This window comes from Microbacterium sp. K24 (assembly GCF_004794465.1).
GTDB lineage: Bacteria > Actinomycetota > Actinomycetes > Actinomycetales > Microbacteriaceae > Microbacterium.
Window position 1 is genome coordinate 1 of sequence record NZ_SSDJ01000037.1, and the last position, 20,039, is coordinate 20,039.

At 68.5% G+C, this 20,039-nt stretch carries 18 protein-coding genes and 1 pseudogene; 14 read left to right on the forward strand and 5 right to left on the reverse strand.

Annotated elements, in window-relative coordinates:
- On the reverse strand, window positions 1-295 hold a 295-nt coding region (locus tag DW306_RS01715), incomplete at its 3' end, for an aminoacyl-tRNA hydrolase (protein WP_136053918.1).
- A gap of 146 nt (window positions 296-441) precedes the next feature.
- Window positions 442-1,719, reverse strand: coding sequence for an MFS transporter (locus DW306_RS01720; protein ID WP_240747011.1), 1,278 nt, complete (start codon window positions 1,717-1,719; stop codon window positions 442-444).
- 70 nt (window positions 1,720-1,789) lie between these two features.
- On the opposite strand from DW306_RS01720, the gene DW306_RS01725 reads away from it, so the two are divergent.
- Complete coding sequence (locus DW306_RS01725) at window positions 1,790-2,407, forward strand: TetR/AcrR family transcriptional regulator (RefSeq protein WP_136053919.1); 618 nt, start codon at window positions 1,790-1,792, stop codon at window positions 2,405-2,407.
- Window positions 2,408-2,416: 9 nt separating this feature from the next.
- Here the strand turns inward: DW306_RS01725 and DW306_RS01730 are convergent, their stop codons facing one another.
- A complete protein-coding gene (locus tag DW306_RS01730) occupies window positions 2,417-5,092 on the reverse strand; it encodes a hypothetical protein (RefSeq protein WP_168429198.1) in 2,676 nt (891 codons plus the stop codon).
- A gap of 75 nt (window positions 5,093-5,167) precedes the next feature.
- Between DW306_RS01730 and DW306_RS21140 the strand changes: the two genes are divergently transcribed.
- From DW306_RS21140 to DW306_RS01750, 4 genes are all read left to right on the forward strand, one after another.
- Window positions 5,168-5,998 (forward strand): alpha/beta hydrolase, encoded by an 831-nt coding sequence (locus DW306_RS21140; protein WP_168429199.1) that lies wholly within the window; start codon window positions 5,168-5,170, stop codon window positions 5,996-5,998.
- Between the two features lie 45 nt (window positions 5,999-6,043).
- Window positions 6,044-6,685 carry a TMEM175 family protein gene (locus DW306_RS01740; protein ID WP_136053922.1) on the forward strand — a complete coding sequence of 214 codons (642 nt, stop codon included), beginning with the start codon at window positions 6,044-6,046 and terminating at the stop codon, window positions 6,683-6,685.
- Between the two features lie 130 nt (window positions 6,686-6,815).
- Window positions 6,816-7,547 (forward strand): hypothetical protein, encoded by a 732-nt coding sequence (locus DW306_RS01745; RefSeq protein WP_136053923.1) that lies wholly within the window; start codon window positions 6,816-6,818, stop codon window positions 7,545-7,547.
- Window positions 7,548-7,640: 93 nt separating this feature from the next.
- Window positions 7,641-8,642 (forward strand): hypothetical protein, encoded by a 1,002-nt coding sequence (locus DW306_RS01750; RefSeq protein ID WP_168429200.1) that lies wholly within the window; start codon window positions 7,641-7,643, stop codon window positions 8,640-8,642.
- Between the two features lie 58 nt (window positions 8,643-8,700).
- On the opposite strand, the gene DW306_RS01755 is transcribed toward DW306_RS01750, so the two are convergent.
- Window positions 8,701-10,104 carry a helix-turn-helix domain-containing protein gene (locus DW306_RS01755; RefSeq protein WP_240747012.1) on the reverse strand — a complete coding sequence of 468 codons (1,404 nt, stop codon included), beginning with the start codon at window positions 10,102-10,104 and terminating at the stop codon, window positions 8,701-8,703.
- 459 nt (window positions 10,105-10,563) lie between these two features.
- Between DW306_RS01755 and dnaK the strand changes: the two genes are divergently transcribed.
- From dnaK to DW306_RS01800, 9 genes are read left to right on the forward strand one after another with little or no spacing between them, the layout of a single operon-like run.
- Window positions 10,564-12,438 carry a molecular chaperone DnaK gene (gene dnaK, locus DW306_RS01760; protein ID WP_136053924.1) on the forward strand — a complete coding sequence of 625 codons (1,875 nt, stop codon included), beginning with the start codon at window positions 10,564-10,566 and terminating at the stop codon, window positions 12,436-12,438.
- Window positions 12,439-12,448: 10 nt separating this feature from the next.
- Window positions 12,449-12,985, forward strand: a complete 537-nt coding sequence (locus DW306_RS01765; protein ID WP_136053925.1) for a nucleotide exchange factor GrpE — start codon at window positions 12,449-12,451, stop codon at window positions 12,983-12,985.
- A 4-nt stretch (window positions 12,986-12,989) separates the two neighbouring features.
- Window positions 12,990-13,931, forward strand: coding sequence for a J domain-containing protein (locus DW306_RS01770; protein WP_136053926.1), 942 nt, complete (start codon window positions 12,990-12,992; stop codon window positions 13,929-13,931).
- Window positions 13,928-14,245: a chaperone modulator CbpM gene (locus DW306_RS01775; protein WP_205814072.1), complete on the forward strand. Its 318-nt coding sequence runs from the start codon at window positions 13,928-13,930 to the stop codon at window positions 14,243-14,245. Before DW306_RS01770 ends, DW306_RS01775 begins: the two co-directional genes overlap by 4 nt.
- Entirely contained in the window at window positions 14,236-16,869 is a 2,634-nt protein-coding gene (gene clpB, locus DW306_RS01780) for an ATP-dependent chaperone ClpB (RefSeq protein WP_136053927.1), read from the forward strand. Before DW306_RS01775 ends, clpB begins: the two co-directional genes overlap by 10 nt.
- The gene (gene trxA, locus DW306_RS01785) at window positions 16,866-17,366 is read left to right on the forward strand and encodes a thioredoxin (RefSeq protein ID WP_136053928.1); all 501 of its coding nucleotides are present in this window, start codon (window positions 16,866-16,868) and stop codon (window positions 17,364-17,366) included. The genes clpB and trxA overlap by 4 nt, the downstream gene beginning before the upstream one ends.
- A gap of 17 nt (window positions 17,367-17,383) precedes the next feature.
- Entirely contained in the window at window positions 17,384-17,641 is a 258-nt protein-coding gene (locus DW306_RS01790; protein ID WP_136053954.1) for a UBP-type zinc finger domain-containing protein, read from the forward strand.
- Window positions 17,619-19,283 carry an FAD-dependent oxidoreductase gene (locus DW306_RS01795; protein WP_136053929.1) on the forward strand — a complete coding sequence of 555 codons (1,665 nt, stop codon included), beginning with the start codon at window positions 17,619-17,621 and terminating at the stop codon, window positions 19,281-19,283. Before DW306_RS01790 ends, DW306_RS01795 begins: the two co-directional genes overlap by 23 nt.
- Window positions 19,284-19,328: 45 nt before the next feature.
- Window positions 19,329-19,892 carry an NADPH-dependent FMN reductase gene (locus DW306_RS01800; protein WP_136053930.1) on the forward strand — a complete coding sequence of 188 codons (564 nt, stop codon included), beginning with the start codon at window positions 19,329-19,331 and terminating at the stop codon, window positions 19,890-19,892.
- Window positions 19,893-19,940: 48 nt separating this feature from the next.
- Here the strand turns inward: DW306_RS01800 and DW306_RS21145 are convergent.
- Window positions 19,941-20,016 (reverse strand): annotated as a pseudogene (locus tag DW306_RS21145).
- Between the last annotated feature and the right edge of the window lie 23 nt (window positions 20,017-20,039).

A 20,039-nucleotide genomic window follows, 5' to 3' on the forward strand; every position in this document is an offset into this window, starting at 1 on the left:
CGAGCCGGGCGCGGGCGGCATCGCGATTGCGCAGCTGCGCACGGTGCTCGGACGCCGCGATCGTCAGGGCGCCGTCGACGAGGCGACCGCTCAGCTGATCGAGGAGCCGCTCGCGCTGCACCGGCGAGAGCGCCACCGAGTGCGCGGCATCCCACAGCAGTTCCACGCGGGAATCCGCGGTGTTCACTCCCTGCCCGCCCGGGCCGGACGACCGGGAGAACCGCCACGACAGCTCCGACTCGGGGATCGTGACCCCCGAGTTCACGCGAAGACCGGGGCGGTGAGGAGCGGCCATGCCTCCATCATCCTCTTCGCCCGCGAACTTTGCCCGCGCACGAGCCTCGCAGAACAGCACGAACCTCGCAGGGATCCGGAGATCTTCTGCGAGGTTCGTGTCGTTCTGCGAGGTTCCGCGGCGCCCGCGCGCAACGGCATCCGACGTCAGCCCGCGACCGCGACCTGCTCGGTCGGCGCATCCGCGTCGGCAGGCTGCTTCTTCGCGGTGTTCGCGATGTGCGCGCGACCGACGACGATCGCGGCGACGACCATGAGTGCGGCACCGAGCCAGTACGGGGCGGCGTGGCTGACGGTGACATACAGAGCGCCGGCGATGAGCGGAGCCACCGTGCCCATGGCGGCGTTGAGCGACTGGGTCGCCCCGCCGAGCCAGCCCTGCTCGTCATCGCCGACCGCGTTCGACATGGCGCCGTCCATCGCGGCCGTCGAAGCGCCCTGCCCGGCGGCGAGCATCAGCGCGCCGACGATGAACACCCACGGCTGCGCGAAGACCGATGCGACGACGGCGAGCCCGAGCAATCCGATCATCTGCGCGATGATGCCGCTGACGATCACGCCGCGCTCACCGATGCGCGGGAGCAGGATGCCGAGCAGCACGCCCTGGATGAGGATGTCGATGATGCCGACGGCCGCGGTGAGCAGGCCGATCTGGGTCGGGCCCCACTGGACGGAGTCGAGCGCGAGGACGCTGAAGTTGTTCACGAAGAAGCCGAACGGCAGAGCGAGCAGGCCGAAGGCGATCATCAGACCGCGCAGCTCCTTGCGGCCGAAGGCGTTCTTGAAGACCCCGAACGGCTGGACGTCGCGCAGCCGGATCGCGGTGATGCGGTTCTCGGGCTTGAGGCTCTCCGGCAGCAGGAAGATGCTGAGGATCGCGATCGTGAGCCCCACGGCGGCGGTGAGGAAGACCGGGAGCTGGATGCTGATCGCGGCGAGGAGTCCGCCGATCGCGGGACCGATCATCATCCCGATGCCGGAGAGGGCGCCGAGCAGACCGAATCGCTGGGCGCGCTTCTCGGGCGGGGTGATGTCGGCGAGATATGCGAAGAGGGCAGGGAGGTCACCGGCGGTGAGCCCCTGGATGACACGCGCGAGCACGAGGATCCACAGCGCTCCGCCGATTCCGAACAGCGCCATGGCGAAGGCCGCGCCGAAGGCGGCCGCGATGATGACGGGGCGGCGACCGAAGCGGTCGGACAGGCGTCCGAGGAACGGAGCGACCAGGAAGGCGCACAGACCGTTGACGGCCTCGAGCACGCCGACCCAGATGGCGAGGTCCTTCTCCTCGGACACATACTGCAGCACGACGAAGGGAAGAACGGGAAGGACGACCGTCATACCGATGACGGTGAGCATCGTGAGCACGATGAGCATGATCCAGGCGCGGTTGGCGCTCTTGATCGAGTGAATAGGTGAAGTCATACCGTAAGTGTACTGATACCAGTTTTGGAGTCAAGCCAGTTTCGTATCGACTTCGCGCTAGGCTGGTGCCATGACGAGCATCGAGCCGATGGGGCGACGCGAGCGGAAGAAGGCGGCGACCCGGAAGAACATCTCCGACGTGGCGACCGCGCTGTTCCTGGAGCGCGGCTTCGACGAGGTCAGCATCCGCGAGGTGGCGGATGCCGCCGATGTGTCTCCCACCACCGTGTTCGCGCATTTCCCGCAGAAGGAGGCGCTCGTCTTCGACGAGGACGACGAGCAGCGCGACCGTCTCGTGTCCGCCGTCCGCGATCGGCCGCAGGGAACGACGATCAATCGCGCCATCCACACCTTCTACGCGACCGAGCTCAAGGCGAACGTCGACGAGCACGGCAACGACGTCACGCGCATCTTCGTGCGCTTCCTCAACGAGACGCCCGCACTGCGCGAGTACGCGGCGAAGATGTGGCTCCGCCATGAGGATGCGCTCTCGGATGCCATCGCCGACGAACTCGGACTGCCCGAGCCGACGCCGGAGATCCGCGTCTACGCGCGCTTCGTCCTGCAGATGCAGCTGCTCGTCAACGAGAACGACGACCCTCTCGGCGTGCTCGATGCGGGCTTCGCGATCCTCGACGGCGGCTGGTCCCCCATCGAAGCGCGGCTCGCCGGCGGCAGCGCGCGATAGGTTCTCTCCTCAACGCCGCCCGACGAGGGATCCGGCGAGTTCCACCAGCTCGTCGACCTCGCACTGGAGGCCATGGGCGTAGGCGCTCTGCCACTCCGCGGGCGTGAGCCCCTCCCTGACGCGGTGCAGATAGAGCTCGAAGTCCGCCGGCTCGTTCGCCCGCGGATCGAATCCGTAGCGACGACCGATCGCATCGACGGCGCCGATGATGCGTGCGCCCGTGGCGTCCTCCCCGAGAGCCGCGGCCGCACCCGCCACGACGGATGCCGCGATCAGCAGCGAGACCGGGTCGCCGTCCTGGGCGCTGCGCTGCACGACCGGGACGAGCGTCGCGAGCGCCGGCGCTCCCTGCCGTCCGTCGAGGTGCACCTTCGCAGCGACGACCGGCGCCATGAGCGCCACCCACTCGTGCCCGCAGCGCGTCGCGAACGCACCCGCGCGTTCGAGCAGCCGGATCGCGTCCCTCGCTCGACCGGATGCCCGGTGCACCTGCCCGCCGATGAGCAGGACCATCGACGCCGCGGCATCCGGCAGACGATCGAGGTCCCGCAGAGCGGCAGCGAGCACCGGAACCGGATCCCTCGACGAGCGCGGATCGAGGGTGAGGAGGTAGGCGGCGAACGCACGGGCGACGGCGCGCAGCGCCGGGTCGTCGGAGAGGTCCGCAGCCTCGCCCGCCGACGAGATGCTGGCGGCCGCCTCGTGCATGCTTCCCAGCTGATAGGCGAGGAACCCTCGCGACAGGCGGAGCTGAGACTCGCGAGCGGCATCCGCTGTTCCGGGGAGCGCGTCCGCGCGTCGGGCGAGGTCGAGCACGTCCCTCTGCCGGCCGGTCCGCACCGCGAACCAGAGCAGGCCGCCGGCGATGGCCGCGCACGATGCGCGATCCTCGAGACGTGCCGCGGAGTCGAACGCCGTCATCATGTCGGGCCACTCCGCTCGGATCCGTGCGATGGCCGTCGCCGACCCCAGGGATGTGAGGTCGACGGCCGCTCGTTCGGCGCGCGCGACGAACCAGTCACGATGACGCCGCCACCATTCCGTGCTCGGCCCCTCCCCCTCGTGAGCGGCGCGACGGATGAGCGCAGAGACGCGGAACACCGGCGCCGCGCCACCGCTTTCCGCAGAGATCATCGAGAGAGCCACGAGCCGATCGAGGTCGGAGTCCCTCGATCGCTCGCCGCACACCGCCGCGACGCTCTCCCGCGTGAACGGGCCCGCGAATCCGGAGACGCTGCGCAGCGTGTCGCGCTGATCGGCGGCGAGCAGGGCGAGCGACGACCGCAGTGCTGCCGCCAACGGGTCGTCTCCCGCGGGCTCTGACCGGCCGATGTCGCGCAGCATCGATTCCGCCACCTCTTCCACGGGCATGACGGCCGCGCGCGCCGCCGCCAGCTCGATCGCCAGCGGCAGCCGCCCGAGTCGCTCGACGAGATCGATGACCGCCTCGCCGTCGGTCGCCGACGGAGCGTCGGAGACGAGTCGTGCGTCGAACAGGTCGCACGCTTCCGCGAGGGGCAGGGGGTCGACGCGGAGAACGCTCTCGCCCGGCACCTCCAGCGTGCGTCGCGAGGTCGTCAGAACCGCGAGGCCGCGGGCGCGCGACAGCACGGCGACCGCGATCGCTGCGACATCCGCCCCCGTGGCATCCGCTCCGTCGATGACGAGGATGCCGCGCCGATCGGCGAGGTGGGCCGCGATGCCGTCCGGCGACGGGTCGGGCGAGGCGACGATCGACGCGATCCGCTCTCCGACCTGAGCTCCGTCGACGCCGCCGACGGAGACGAACCAGATGTGCTCCTCGCCCGCGGCCGCCTCGCTGCTCAGCCAATCGACGGCCAGGCGCGTCTTGCCCACGCCGGCGCCACCGGTCAGGGTGACGAGCCGCGCCACGTCGAGTGCCGCCGTGATCGCCGCGCGCTCCTCTCGGCGTCCGACCATCCGCGCGATCGGGGTCGGGATCCCCCGTCGACGGCTCATCCACGCGGATGCCGCCCGCCTCTCCGATGCCGGACGGGTCTCCGTACCGGCGGGAGGCGCCGACTCGTATGACCCCGTCGACGCGATGCGCAAGAACGCGCGGTCCGCTGTCACTGCACGCGCCTCGGCCATGCGCACGAGCGCCAGCAGATCCTCGTCATCCGGGTGCGCGAGACGCAGAGGATGCAGTGCCAGCAGAGCGCTGTCGATGCGCCCGGCCTCGAGGTCGGTGCGCGCCGCGCGGATCCGGGCGGCGTCGGCGGCGCGACGGATCCGCGCGCGAGCGGCGACGACGAACGGCGGCTCCCCGATGCCTCGCAGCGGGGCGTCGTGCCAGCCGGCGAGAACCTCTCCCGCAGCGACGGATGCCGCCTGACCACCCGCGGCGAGCGCGTCCTCGAGCATCCAGAGATCGACGACGAGATCGGCATGGGGCGCGAGCCGGTACCCGACCCGCCCGCCGCTCAGCCACGGTCCGAGCGGAGTCCCGCGAAGGCGCGACATGTAGGCCCGCAGCGCCGTCCTGATCTCGGGCGCACCGCCGCCCCAGAGGTCATCGACGAGCGCATCCAGGGCGACGGCGCGCCCGCGTTCGAGCGCGAGCCGGACGACGAGCGCCCGCGCACGAGGGCCTCCGATGTCGATGCGCGCGCCATCGACCTCGACGGCGAAGTCGTCGAGGAGGCGCACAGTCACGGTGGGCACAGCCGATCATTGCACGAACGTTGCAGCGGACGGCAGCCCCTGGGGAGGGACTTCCGGACGCCCAGGCTGGTCGACATGGAACACACCGATGCACCGACTCAGACCCGATTCCGCACCTCGCTCGGCGACATCGCCGCGACGATCGTGGGGCGAGGACCCTACGCCCTGCTGTGGCACGGCATGTTCGTCGACGGCGAATCCTGGGCATCCGTCGTCGATGAGCTCGCCGCCCATCGCACGCTCGTCGTCATCGACGGGCCGGGCTATGGCGCCAGCTCGCCGCTCACCCGCCTGAGCTCGATCGAGGAGTGCGCGGAGGTCGGCGCACAGATCATCGAGCAGCTCGGCGGGGACGGGCGCGTCGACTGGGTCGGCGCCGCCTGGGGAGGCCACGTGGGGATGGCCGCCGCGGCGCTCTTCCCGCGCAGCATCCGCTCGCTCATCGCGATCAGCTCGCCGGTCGAGCCGATCGACCCGGTCTTCCGGATCAAGCTCATCATCGCCAACCAGATCCTCGCCCGATTCGGGCCGATCGCGCACCTGAGGCACGCCGTGCACGACGCGCAGCTGATCCCGGCGCACGCGAAGAACCGCGCGATGACCGACGTCATCGACACGGCCCTGACCCGCGTCTCGCGGCAGAGCGTCGCCGCCACGCTCTCGTCGTTCATCATCAACCGTGCGGATGCGACGCACCGACTGCCGCGGATCGGTGCACCGACACTATTGGTGGCCGGCGACGACCGCGGGGAATGGACGCCCGAGGTGATGGAGGCCGCGGCCGCCCTGATCCCGGACGCGCGGACGCGGGTCATCACCGGAGCGCGGACGCTGATCACGGTCGAGCAGCCCGCCGCGCTCGCGGCCGAGATCGTCGGGTTCTGGGAGGCGCTCGACGCGGAGTGAATCGATGATCCCGCGCGCGGACACCCGCGTCGCTACCCTGTGCGTATGACCGCAGACGACGCGAAGAAGACGGTGACTTACTACTCGGTCGCCCGCGTGGTGTCGTATACGGATGCCGTGTTCGCCATCGCCGCGACCCTTCTCGTGCTCGACCTCACGACGAAGACAGTCGGAAAGGTGCAGTCCGACGCCGAGCTCTGGGCGGCGCTCGGCGGCATGTGGCAGACCTTCCTCTCGTTCGGCATCAGCTTCGCGCTGCTGAGCGGGCTCTGGGTGCTTCATCTGCGACAGTTCCGCGACATCGCCCGCGTCGATGCCGTGCTCCTCTGGATCAACAACGCCCGCCTGCTGTTCGTGGTGCTGATCCCGTTCACGACGAGCCTCGTCGACGAGTACTCGCAGTTCCTCGCCGCCCGGATCCTCCTTCCGATCAACTTCTTCCTTGCCGTGCTGCTCGGCGTCGCGTCGTGGGCCTGGGCAACGGCCCGCGGGGGACACCTGCTGAAGGACGACGCCCGATCGGACGCGGCGCAGGAGAACGCGGGAGGGATCGCGGCCGTGATCTGTGGAGGGCTGGCGGTCGTGCTCTCGCCGTGGCTCGGCTCCTGGGCTTTCACGGCCTACGCGTTCAACGGCCCGTTGACCGCTCTCGTCCGTCGTCTCGGTCGGCGCGGCCGCGCGCGCTGACGGCCCGTCGCCGTCGCGTGAATCTCGCAGAACGACACGAACGTCGCAGGGATCCGAGGGGACTCCTGCGACGTTCGTGTCATTCTGCGAAGTACTGCACGGAGCCCGACCGTCCCCCTATCCTCTAGGCATGTACACACCGGATGTGAGGCGCTGGACCGGGATCTCGGCGATCGCGGTCGCGGTCTTCCTGGGGATCGAAGGCACCACGAAGATCACGGCCGGCGATCGGCCGGAGCTCGACGAGTCCCAGGCGCTCATCGACTACACGGTGGCCACGAGCACCCAGACGATCATCGTGATCCTGTCGGACACCTTCCTGATGGCGTTCCTCATCGTCTTCCTCGCCTGCTTCCGTCAGCTGGTCACGAAGGCCCGATCCGACCTGCAATGGATCGCCGACATCACCTTCGGTGCCGGCATCACCTTCGTCGCGGTCACCCTCGTCGGAGACGCGATGGACGGCGGCGCCGCGTTGGCGGTGATGGGCATCACGCCCGACGCCTCCGTCATCCGGACGCTGATCCTGGGGCACAGCATCATGTTCGGATCGACCGGAGCCGTGCTGCTCGCCCTCACGTCCGCGACCGCGGCCTACCTCACGTTCGCCTCGAGGGTCGTGCCGCGCTGGACCGGTGTGCTGGCGGCGGCGACCGCCGGCTCGAACCTCGCCTGGGCGATCGTCGGCCTGAACGGCACGTCGCCCAACGAGTTCTTCGCGGTCGGCGGCGCCGGCAACGCGATCCTGGCGATCTTCCCCTGGCTCGTGTGGGTGTTCTGCGTGGGTGTCACCACCGTGCGCGGCGCGCGCCCCGGAACCCATAAGTCGGGAGCGCCGCTGGCCACCAGCGCGCCGAGATAGCGAGGAGCGGACCTGATCCCCTTCCGATGCGGTCGGGGGTTGCGGTCCGAAGACGGCGGCGCGTCGGATGCCGTGCGGGTGTAGCTTGCGGACATGGAGCCGATCCGAGTGGGCCTCGTGGCCGATCCGGCCTCGCCCACCGTCGTCGCGCGTCGGATGACCGACCTCGCGCCGCCGGTCGGAGCTGATCCGGACGGCTGGTCGATCGAGTTCGTCAGCGAGCCCTTCACCCTGGGTTCGGAAGACGTCGACACCGCCTTGGAACGACTGCGAACCCACGCCGAAGACCACGGCTGGGACCTCGTCATCGGTGTGACGGAGCTCCCCCTCCGCGACGACGACGGCCGTTATCTGCTCGCCGCGATCGACCCCCGGAGGCAGTCGGCGGTTCTCTCACTGCCGGCGCTCGGTGGCTTCCGGGTGCAGGCCCGCGCCCGCCATGCCGTGCGAGGACTCGTCGGCGGGATGGCCGAACCCGACTCTCCCGAAGAGCAGCGCCTGCCACTCCCCGGGCTCAGCGCGCGAGGGCGGGTGCTGCTCGGCATGGTGATCGCGAATCGTCCGTGGATGCTCGCAGCCGGACTCAAGTCCGCGCTGGTCGCGGCGTTGGCGACGGGCGCGGTCGCGACGATCGAGCCGACGGTGTGGTCGCTCGCCGTCTCCCTGTCGGGGTGGCGGCTCGCGGCGGCGACCATCGCCTCCATCGCGATCGTCATCGCCTGGATCGTGATCGACGGCAGACTCTGGGACCGGCCCGACGACAACTCGCGCGAAGCACGCGAGAGGTCCCGTCTCTACAACACTTCGACTCTGCTGACTCTGATCGTCGGGGTGGTGATCTGCTACCTGGCCCTCTACGTCGTGAACCTCGCCTGGGCGCTGTTCGTCCTCGATCCGGCGGTGATGGGTGATGCGCTCGGCAGGCAGGGCAGCGTCGGCGATCTGTTCGTGCTCACCTGGTTCGTCGCCTCGGCCGCGACGATCGGCGGGGCACTCGGCACGGGCCTCGAGTCGGACGATGCGATCCGTGCCGCCACCTACTCGAAGCGGGAAGAGGATCGTCGCGCCCGGCTGGCGGAAGAACGACAGGTCTGAGGTCGACGCCGCAGCCCGCGTGCGCTGGTTCGAATCGCGGACCTCGACCAGCGGAGGTTCAGAGCGGGCGCGGTCCCACAGCCGCTTGCGCACGGACGGCGATATGGAGGTTGAGCCGGGAGTCCGGATCGGTGAGGTCACGGCCGCTCACCTCGCGGATCCGTCCGAGCCGATAACGCAGCGTGCTGCGATGGATCGTCAGCGCAATCGCGGTGCGGTCGTAGTTGCCTCCGGAGTCCAGGTAGGCGCTCAAGGTGCGCACGAGTTCGGAGTGATGGTCACTGTCATGCCGGACCAGCTCGCCGAGCCATGTGTCGAGGTACAGTGCGAGTCCCACGCCTCCGTCGGACGAGTCGAGGATGCGGAGCAGGCCGAGGTCGTCGTGGTTCGACAGTCCGTACGCCGGATTCGATTGCCTCCGGATGCGCAACGCTGTACTCGCCTCGGCGAAGGAACGCGGAAGTTCGGCGGTCACGCAGAGGCCACCCACGCCTATCGCGCCACGAGAGCTCGACACCGCGGAGGAGAGCATGTCGTAGAGGTTCGAGAGATCGCTGTCGGCGACCACGGCGAGGACGATGCCGGGTCGCCGCGAGATGAGGGCGGAAACCCGCAGCTTCGCGAGCACGTGCCGGAGCGCCGCGCCGATGTCGACAGGGTTCGGCATCGGATCCTCCCAGGAGACGAGCACGACGCGTTGTGCACTGCTCAGATCGAAATGGAGTGACTCGGCGCGGGCGAAGGCCTCGATGACGTCGGTGCCGGCGACGAGCTCGTCCGCGAGGTCACCACCCAGCCGGATCTCGACCTCCGCGACCCTGCGGTCGTGGGCCAGTTCGACGGCGATCATCGCAGTCGCGTGATCGAAGGCGAATCGGTCGTCGTCGCTGCGGACGTCATCAGGATCATAGATCCCGATCAGGCCGAGCGTCTCCGCGCCCGAGCGGACCGGTGCGGAGCACCATCCGACGTTCACAAGGACAGCAGTGCCCGGAGGCGCGACCACGGCACGCAGATTGGACGGCGCGGGCGAGTCGCCGACGCCTATGAAAGCACGTTGGTTGCCGAAGGAGTCCTGCAGCACAACCGATCGTCCGGTGATCGCGCTCAATGCCGCGACGATCTGCGATTCGCCGTTGCTGGCGCCGGCGGCGAGGACGAGCGAGTCTCGAATGTGCTGGTGTGCGGTCAGATGCACGATTTCTGCCGCCAGCGCGCGATTCGAACCCGCCTGAGTCTCGCCGACGCGCCGAAGCACCTCTCTCTGACGCCGCTCGCGCTCGATGAGCTCCGCTGTGGCCAGCGCGGCCCCGGTCGGCTCGGCGAGCGCGCCGAGCAGGAACAGTGCTTGACGCGACGGTTCGGCGTCGGCCTCGAGCACGAAGGCTCCCTGGACCATGCCGGTCCCGCGGAAGAAGAGCGCGTACCGCCAGTGTCGTCCACTCTCAAGGACGCCGCTCATCCCCTTGCGAGCATCCACCAGAAGATCCAGTCGGCGATTCGCCCTGCCCGAGTACCGCTCGAGATGATGTCCCGCGGCGATGTAGACCGCGGTGACGCTGCATCCGGAGATCGCCCTCGCCGATGCCCCGGCAAGACGGAGCGTTCGCTGCCTCGTCGGGTGCTCGAACATCCGCGAGCCCACTCTGAAGAGGTCGTATAGATCCGACTGTGCCATGGCATCGAGCTCGGTTCTCGCGACGGGGGGTGGGCCGCTCTGGGGACACATGGTGGTGGACTCCGTGGCCTTCACGCTACTCGCTCCTGGCTGGGCCCGACAGGGCGAAGGGCACCGACTTTCTTCGCCTCGCCAGGTCGAAGACCCCACCGCTGCGCGGCCGCATACTCGATCGACCGAAGCGCGCACATCGAAACCGAGTCGGGCGCTTGACGCGACGGACATCACGAAAGGGTGCATCTCATGGCCAGAGCAGTCGGCATCGACCTCGGTACCACCAACTCGGTCATCGCGGTGTGGGAGGCGGGCGAGGCGAAAGTCATCCCCAATTCAGAGGGCGCTCGCACGACCCCGTCGGTCGTCGCGTTCACAGACACCGGTGAGCGACTCGTCGGACAGCTGGCCCGACGGCAGGCGATCCTGAACCCCAAAGGCACCATCTCGTCGGCGAAACGGTTCGTCGGGCGCAACTTCGACGAGGTCGCCGAAGAGGCGAAAGCGGTCGGATTCGACATCGCGCCCGGGCCGAACGGCGAGGCGAGATTCACCGTCCGCGGAAAGCTGTACGCGCCCGAGGAGATCAGTGCGCTGGTGCTGCGCAAGCTCGTCGAAGACGCCGCCAAGTTCCTGGGCGAGAAGATCACCGAAGCCGTCATCACCGTCCCCGCGTACTTCAACGATGCTCAGCGCACGGCGACGAAAGACGCCGGCCGCATCGCCGGCCTCGACGTGCTCCGCATCATCAATGAGCCGACGGCAGCGGCTCTCGCCTACGGGTTGGACAAGAAGGAGCACGAAACCGTGCTGGTGTTCGATCTCGGCGGCGGCACCTTCGACGTCAGTCTGCTCGACGTCGGCGACGGTGTGGTCGAGGTGCGCTCCACCGCCGGCGACACGCACCTCGGCGGGGACGACTTCGATCGACGCATCGCCGATCACCTCGCCGACGAGTTCCAGAAGGACAACGGCATCGATCTTCGGAACGACGCCCAGGCTCTCCAGCGACTCTTCGAGGCGGCCGAGAAGGCCAAGGTCGAGCTCAGCACCGTGAGCCAGACGCAGATCAGCCTGCCGTTCGTGACGGCTGACGCGTCCGGGCCGAAGCATCTGACGACCACGCTCACGCGGGCCGCCTTCGAGAACATCACCGCCGACCTCGTCGAGCGTTGTCTGGGCCCGGTCCGTCGAGCGATGGAAGACGCGAAGGTCACCGAGAACGACATCGACGAGGTCATCCTGGTCGGCGGGTCGACCAGAATCCCGGCCGTGCAGAAGCTCGTCACACGTCTCACCGGGGGCAAAGACCCGAACATGACCGTGAACCCGGATGAGGTCGTCGCCGTCGGTGCCGCCATCCAGGCAGGCGTCTTGAAGGGTGAGGTCAGCGACGTGCTCCTGCTCGACGTGAACCCGCTGTCACTGGGCGTCGAGACGCGTGGTGGCGTCATGACGAAGATCATCGAACGCAACACCACGATTCCAGCGCGCCGGAGCGAGGTGTTCTCCACCGCGCAGGACGACCAGGACTCCGTCGAGATCGTCATACTACAGGGAGAGCGAGAGCGCGCCGCCGACAATCGCGTGCTGGGCCGCTTCACTCTCACCGGCATCCGCCCGGCACCGCGCGGAGAACCACAGGTCGAGGTCACCTTCGACATCGACGCGAACGGGATCCTCAACGTGAACGCGCGCGACAAGGACACGGGTGTCGAGCAGGGGATCACCATCAGCGGCACCACGAATCTCGATCAGGCCGAGATCGACCGCATGGTCCGAGAGGCTGAGCAGCACCGCGTCGACGACCGACGATTGCGCGAGGACATCGACGCCCGGAACGAGCTGGACGCCGCCGCATACCGAGTCGAACGCACCCTGTCCGAGCACGGCGAGTCCGTGCCGCAGCATGAGCGCGCCCGCGCCGAGATGCTGGTCGTGCAGGCGCGGGAGGCGGTCGGGCGCGACGTGCCGGCATCCGAGGCGCGAGAACTCACCGGCGAACTGCAGCAGGTGGACGCCGCCCTCGCCGTGGGCCGTGAGGAGTCGTCGACATCCGGCGATCCCGCGGATGACGATCCGGACGCGGATGACGTCGTCGATGCCGAGTTCGATCGAGCGTGAGAGACCGAGCATGGACCACTCAGATCCCCCGGACGCCGGTACCGATGACGGGTCTGCGTCGGACGAGCACGCCGACCCCGGGGAGGAGCCACTGCCCCTCGCGTCGGACGAGGTGAACCGGCGTCTCGCTGTCATCGAGGACCGTTGGCGTCGCGCCGCCGCCGACCTCGACAACACCCGCAAGCGTGCCGCCCGTGAACTCGCGTGGGCCCGCGACGCCGAGAGGTCGCGCGCGGCATCCGTCTTCCTCCCCGTCGTGGACGGTCTCCAGGATGCCGTCGCCTACGCCGGCAGCGAGAATGCCGCTCTTGCGGCGGGCATGGAATCGATCCGAGAGCAGGCCGTCGCCGCGCTCGAGCGCCTCGGCTATCCCCGCATCGACGCCGTGGGTGTTCCGTTCGATCCACGAATCCACGAGGTCGTGTCGGTGGTCGACTGGGACGACCACCCGCCTCAGACGGTGGTGGCCATCACTCGGCTCGGATTCGGTGACCCGGAAAGGCTCTTGCGGCCGGCCGGAGCCGTCGTCACCGCGGCGGACGAGTGACACCGTGGCAGACGACTACTACGAGCTGATCGGCGTCCCCCGGTCGGCCGACGCCAAGGAGATTCAGCGCGCCTACCGCAAACTGGCTCGCAGATACCACCCCGATGTCAACAAGGAAGTCGGCGCAGAGGACAAGTTCAAACAGATCAGCGAGGCGTACCACGTTCTCGCCGATCCGGATTCGCGCGCCCAGTACGACCGATTCGGACCGGATTTCCGCCAGTTCGCGGGTGCTGAGCGCGAATACGGCCCGCGAACCCCGGCTGGCGACGGCGGAGCCCGCGGACGCGCCCGTGCCCGACCGGGACCTTCGGGCTTCAGCTGGTCAAGCGCGCGAGGCGCAGCCGATTCCGGCAGCGCATCCGTCGACTGGGAAGACCTCTTCGGGGATGTCTTCGGTTCGATGCGGGGAGCAGACCGCCAGGTCGACATGGAGCTCACGGTCGAGGAGGCATTCCATGGTGGCGCCCGGACGATCGTCGTCTCGGGTCCGGACGGCGATCGTCAGACCTTCGACATCCAGATCCCGGCGGGCGTTCTGGACGGTCAGCGTGTCCGCGTCGCCGGTGGCGGGAGTGCCGGCAGACAGGACGGCGGCACCGGGGATCTCGTCATCACGTTCCGCGTTCGTCCCGATCGTCGCATGAGGCTGGACGGGAAGAACATCGAGATCGACCTGTTGATCTCGCCCTGGGAGGCCGCTCTCGGAGCGAGCGTCGCTGCTCGAGCGCCCGGGGGCCAGATCACCGTGCGTGTGCCGCCGGGCTCTTCGAGTGGCCGTCGGCTGCGATTGAAAGGGCAGGGCATGCCGCAGCAGGGAGGCAAGCCCGGCGACCTGTTCGCCAAGGTCAAGATCATGGTCCCCGCCCACCTCACCGACCGCGAACGTGAGCTCTTCGAACAGCTCGCACGCGAATCCACCTACGATCCGAGGTCCGCGCTGTGACGTCTCCCCTCCTTCCCGTCGTGCCGCCGCGGATGGACATCGTGATGGTCGCCGCCGCGTCGGGCACCCACCCTGAGCTCGTCCGGCGATTCGTCGAGCTCGGACTCGTCGCTGTCCGTCCGGACGACGCCGGGCGCTGGTGGTTCGACCCGACCGCACCCGAGCTGGTGCGCCGCATCGTGCGCCTCCACGCCGATCTCTCGCTCAACTACGCCGCCATCGCGCTCGTCATCGACCTGCTCGCGCGGATCGACGTGCTCGAAGGCCGACGATGGCTGATCCGCTCCAGAACGGGGACTGCACCATGGATCTGAACAGACTCACCCAGAAGTCGCAGGAAGCACTGCACGACGCCCAGACCGCAGCGCTCCGCTTCGGCCACCAGGAGGTGGATGGAGCGCATCTGCTCATGACGCTGCTGGATCAGGACGAAGGGCTGGTCCGGCCGCTGCTCGCCCGATCAGGTACCGACGTCGACCGTCTGCGGGAGGACCTGGAGGCCGAGCTCGAGAAGCGCCCGCGCGTCACAGGCTCCGCTGCCGAGCCAGGAAAGGTCTACGTGACCCAGGCGCTCAATCGCGTTCTCGATGCCGCCGATCACGAGGCCCGCCGACTCAAGGACGAGTACGTGTCCGTCGAGCACCTGATCGTCGCCCTGCTCGACGAGGGAGCTAGCTCGGCGGCCGGCCGGATTCTCGCGCAGCACGGCGTGACGCGCGATTCGTTTCTGAAGACGCTGACCGCCGTGCGGGGATCCCAGCGGGTCACATCCGCCACCCCCGAGGGAACCTACGAGGCCCTCGCCAAATATGGCCGCGACCTCGTGGCAGACGCGGCCGCGGACCGCCTCGAGCCGGTGATCGGCAGAGACGCGGAGATCCGTCGCACCATCCAGATCCTGTCGCGCAAGAGCAAGAACAATCCGGTGCTGATCGGTGAGCCCGGTGTCGGGAAGACGGCCATCGTCGAAGGACTGGCTCAGCGAATCCACAACGGCGACGTGCCGGAGGGGCTGCGAGATCGGACGGTCTTCGCCCTGGACATGGCTGCCCTCGTCGCCGGAGCGAAGTACCGCGGCGAGTTCGAGGAGCGCCTGAAGGCCGTCCTCAACGAGGTGTCGGCCGCTGAGGGGAGGATCCTGCTGTTCGTCGACGAGCTGCACACCGTGGTCGGAGCCGGCGCGACGGAAGGTGCGATGGACGCGGGCCAGATGCTCAAGCCGATGCTCGCTCGGGGCGAACTGCACATGATCGGCGCCACGACGCTCGACGAGTACCGCACCCACATCGAAAAGGACGCGGCTCTCGAGCGTCGGTTCCAGCCGGTCGTGGTCGACGAGCCGAGCATCGAGGACGCGCTTTCGATCCTCCGCGGGCTGCGCGAGCGATTCGAGGTCTTCCACGGTGTCAAGATCTACGACGGCGCTCTGGTGGCCGCGGTCAGCTTGAGCCACCGCTACATCTCTGAGCGGTTCCTTCCCGACAAGGCCATCGACCTGGTCGACGAGGCCTGCGCGATGCTGCGCACCGAGATCGACTCGATGCCGGCGGAGCTGGACGAGCTCACGCGCCGCGTCACCCGCCTCGAGATCGAGGACGCCGCAGTGGCGCTGGAGACGGACCCGTCCAGCCGGCATCGGCTGCAGGAGCTGCGCAAGGAGCTGGCCGATCTGAAGGCGCAGGCCGACGCCATGCGCGCGCAGTGGGAGGCGGAACGCCAGGCTCTCCGCGAGGTCCAAGAGCTGCGGCGGGAGATCGAGCAGATGCGCGTGGAAAGCGCACGGGCGGAGCGGGAGTACGACCTGAACAGGGCGGCGACCCTGCGTCACGGCAAGCTGCCTGAGCTCGAACGCCGGTTGCGCGCGGGAGAGGAGCGACTCGAGGCCAAGCAGGGCGGGAGGCGCCTTCTCCGGGAGGTCGTCACAGCCGACGAGATCTCCTCGATCGTCGCGCAATGGACCGGCATCCCGGTCAGCCGGCTTCAGGAGGGCGAACGGGCGAAGATACTCCGCCTGGACGAGGTCCTTCACGAACGGGTGATCGGTCAGGAAGAGGCGGTCCAGCTGGTCACCGATGCCGTCGTCCGGGCACGTTCCGGCATCAAGAACCCGACCCGCCCGATCGGCTCGTTCGTCTTTCTCGGCCCGACCGGCGTCGGCAAGACCGAGCTGGCCAAGGCGCTCGCGGAAGCCCTCTTCGACAGCGAGGAGAACATCATCCGCATCGATATGAGCGAGTATCAGGAGCGGCACACGGTGAGCCGACTCGTCGGAGCCCCGCCCGGCTACGTCGGATTCGAGGAGGGCGGCCAGCTCACCGAGGCAGTCCGGCGCAAGCACTACGCGGTGATCCTGCTCGATGAGATCGAGAAGGCGCACGTCGACGTCTTCAACATCCTCCTCCAGGTTCTGGACGACGGGCGCCTGACCGACTCCCACGGTCGCACGGTCGATTTCCGCAACACGGTGATCATCATGACCTCCAACCTCGGGTCGGAGTACCTGCTCGAGGGCGTCACCTCGAACGGCGAGGTGAGGTCGGAGGCCCGCGCACAGGTGATGAGGTCGCTGCGGTCCCATTTCCGGCCCGAGTTCCTGAATCGGATCGACGAGATCGTGCTGTTCAAGCCACTGACCTTCGCGGAGATCGAGCTCATCGTCGATCTCCAGCTCGATGAGCTGCGCGAGCGGCTGGCCGAGCAACGGATCACGCTCGAGACCTCCGAGCAGGCTCGACGGTTCATGGCGGAACAGGGTTTCGACCCGGCCTACGGCGCTCGACCGCTGCGGCGTTTCATCTCCCGTGAAGTGGAGACACGCGTCGCGCGTGCGCTTCTGCGCGGTGACCTGCCCGAGGACTCCGCCATCGTGGTCGACGTCGCCGGCGAGGAGCTCACTGTCGTATCGAGGCAACCCGACAAGGAGGAGGCGGCAGCATGAGCACGGCGGCGAGGGGCCCGACATCGGTGGTGGTCTGTCCGAACTGCGCCACCAAGAACCGCGTGCCCGTCGCTGCCGGCGGAACACCCCGCTGCGGAAACTGCCGGAACGCGCTGCCGTGGATCGTCGACTCGTCCGACGCGGACTTCAGATCGGTGGCGGACGAGTCGGCCCTGCCGGTGCTCGTCGACGTGTGGGCGCCGTGGTGCGGACCCTGCCGCATGGTCAGCCCGGCGCTGGAGCAGTTGGCGACAGAGCTTGCAGGACGGCTCAAGCTCGTGAAGGTCAACGCAGACGAGGCGCCGGGCGTGAGCCGACGCTTCGAGGTGCAGGCGATCCCGACCCTGATTCTCATCCACCGCGGTCGGGTGATCGCCACGCAGGTCGGCGCCGCGCCCGTGCACGTCCTGCGGACATGGGTCACCGAGCACCTGCCCGCGGAGGATTCAGAAAACAGCCGGGCGAAGAACCCCTCACTCGGGGAGGAAGAGCTGTGACAGCGATCGCCGGGGGGATGCTCCGCGACCCGCACCTGCGCCTGGTGCGGCCCGTGGGGCCACCCAGAGCCACAGGCTGCGAGGAGTGCCTGCGACTCGGCACTCCGTGGGTGCACCTGCGGCAGTGCCTCACGTGTGGCGAGATCCTCTGCTGCGACTCATCCCCGATGCGCCATGCGCGCGCGCACGCCGCAGCGGTCGGCCACGTCATCGTCCGTTCGATCGAGCCTGGCGAGAGCTGGAGGTGGTGCTATGTCGACGAGCAGTTCGTCTGAAGCGGATCTCCCCGATCTGCCCGAGACCCCCGACACACACGGCGCCTACCCTCGGCTCGCCGACGAGCAGATCGGGCTGCTCTCCCCGTACGGCGAACGGAAGCGGCTGGCCAGGGGGTCGACGCTGTTCTGCGAGGGGGATCGTGACTGCGGTCTGTTCGTCGTGCTGGACGGACGGGTCCGGGTCGTCCAGGATCACGCACCGGAGGGGCCGCAAGTGATCGCGATGCACGGGCGGGGTCGTTTCGTGGGCGATCTGTCGATGCTGACCGGGCAGGCCGTCTACGTCACCGCCGTCGCCCAGACCGACGTCGAGGTCTTGGAGATCTCCTACGATCGGCTCAAGGAGGCGGTCACCCGAAGTCAGGGCCTCGGCGATCTCATCCTGCGAGCCTTCATCCTCCGCCGCAACATCCATGCCGACCTCGGCATCGGGCTGCGGATCATCGGCTCACGATATTCGACCGACACTCGCAGATTGAGGGATTTCGCCAGCCGCAATCGCGTCCCGTACCGCTGGGAGGACCTCGAGCAGGATGCCGAGGCCGAAAGCACACTGCAGGCATTCAGCATCTCCCCCACCGAGACCCCCATCGTCATCTGGAAGGGACGCAAGGTCCTCCGCAACCCCCGCAACACCGAGCTCGCCGAACTCCTGGGCCTTCGGACGGAGGCGGCGCCGCGCGCTACGGTCGACATTGTGGTGGTCGGTGCCGGGCCGGCCGGTCTCGCCGCGGCGGTGGCGGCAGCCTCCGAGGGACTCTCCACGGTCGTGCTCGATGCGATCGCGACCGGCGGTCAAGCGGGGACCTCGTCGCAGATCGAGAACTACCTCGGCTTCCCCGCCGGCATCTCGGGCGGCGAGCTCGCCGACCGAGCGGTGGTGCAGGCTCGCAAGTTCGGTGCCGCCTTCATGATCCCCGGCGAGGCGAGATCGCTCGAACACATCGACGGCCATTTCGCCGTGGGGCTGATCGACGGGGCTCGCGTGGAGGCGCATACGGTGGTGCTCGCGACGGGCGTGCGGTTCCGCCGCCTCGACGTGCCCGGCATGGACCGGTTCGAAGGACCGCATGTCTACTACGCGGCCACCGAGTTCGAAGCGCGTCTGTGCGACGGCGACCCGGTCGTCATCGTCGGCGGTGGCAACTCCGCCGGGCAGGCCGCCTTGTTCTTGGCCCGGACCGCCACGGACGTCACCCTCATGATCCGCCACGACGATCTCAGCCGCGACATGTCCCGCTACCTGGCAGAGCGGATCACCGCGGAGCCCCGAGTGCAGGTGTGGCACAACTGCGAAGTCTGCGAACTGCGCGGTGACCAGCACCTCGAAGAGGTGATCGTCCTGGACCTGAGGACCGGCGCGCGCCGGTCGCACGCAGCGACGGCTCTTTTCGTGTTGATCGGCTCCGAGCCGCACACCCAGTGGCTCACCGACACGATCGCGCTCGACGAACGGGGGTTCGTGATGACGGGTGCGGGCACGGGCGCCACGGCGATGTTCGAGACCTCCAGCGCGGGCGTCTTCGCGGTGGGGGACGTCCGCAGTGGTTCGGTGAAGCGCGTGGCCTCCGCGGCCGGGGAGGGCGCTGTCGCCGTGCGCCTGGTCTACGAGCATCTCGTCCAGGCGGGCCGCAGATGAGCAGAGTCGATATGTCCAACAGAAAAAGATGTGTGAGGAGCAGTCATGTCATACAACGTCGGGTACTTCGTCGGAAGTCTGTCGTCCACCTCCATCAATCGCGTCCTCGCGAAAGCGCTGATCAGCGTGGCGCCCGAGGGCCTGGAGTTCACGGAGATCCCCATCCGGGACCTTCCGCTGTACAGCCAGGACTACGACGCCGATTATCCGCCCGAGGCGCGCGCGTTGAAGCAGGCGATAGCCGCGACGGATGCGGTGCTGTTCGTCACGCCGGAGTACAACCGTTCCATTCCCGGCGGACTGAAGAACGCCATCGATTGGGCATCGCGCCCGTGGGGGGAGAACTCTTTCGACCACATCCCCGCCGCCGTGATCGGCGCCTCGATCGGGCAGATCGGCACCGCTGTCGCCCAGCAGAGTCTGCGCGGGGTGCTGAGCTTCTGCAACGCTCGCCAGATGACCGCACCGGAAGCGTACATCCATTTCACGACGGAGGCCTTCGGTGAGGACGGCACCTCGCTGAGCCCCCGAACGGCGGAGTTCCTCGGTGCATTCATGACCGAGTTCCGCGATCACATCCAGCGTGTGCTCACGGTACTGCCGCGGTAGGAGTCGACGTCGCCTGGACTGCGAATGGGGATCGCGGCCCCTCAGAAGTGGACGCGACGGCGGGAGTCGAACCCGCAACGCCGTCAGATATGAGCTGAGGCCCGGGACCGCCCGGATCGCCGCGATGAGGATGACGTTACCTCGCCG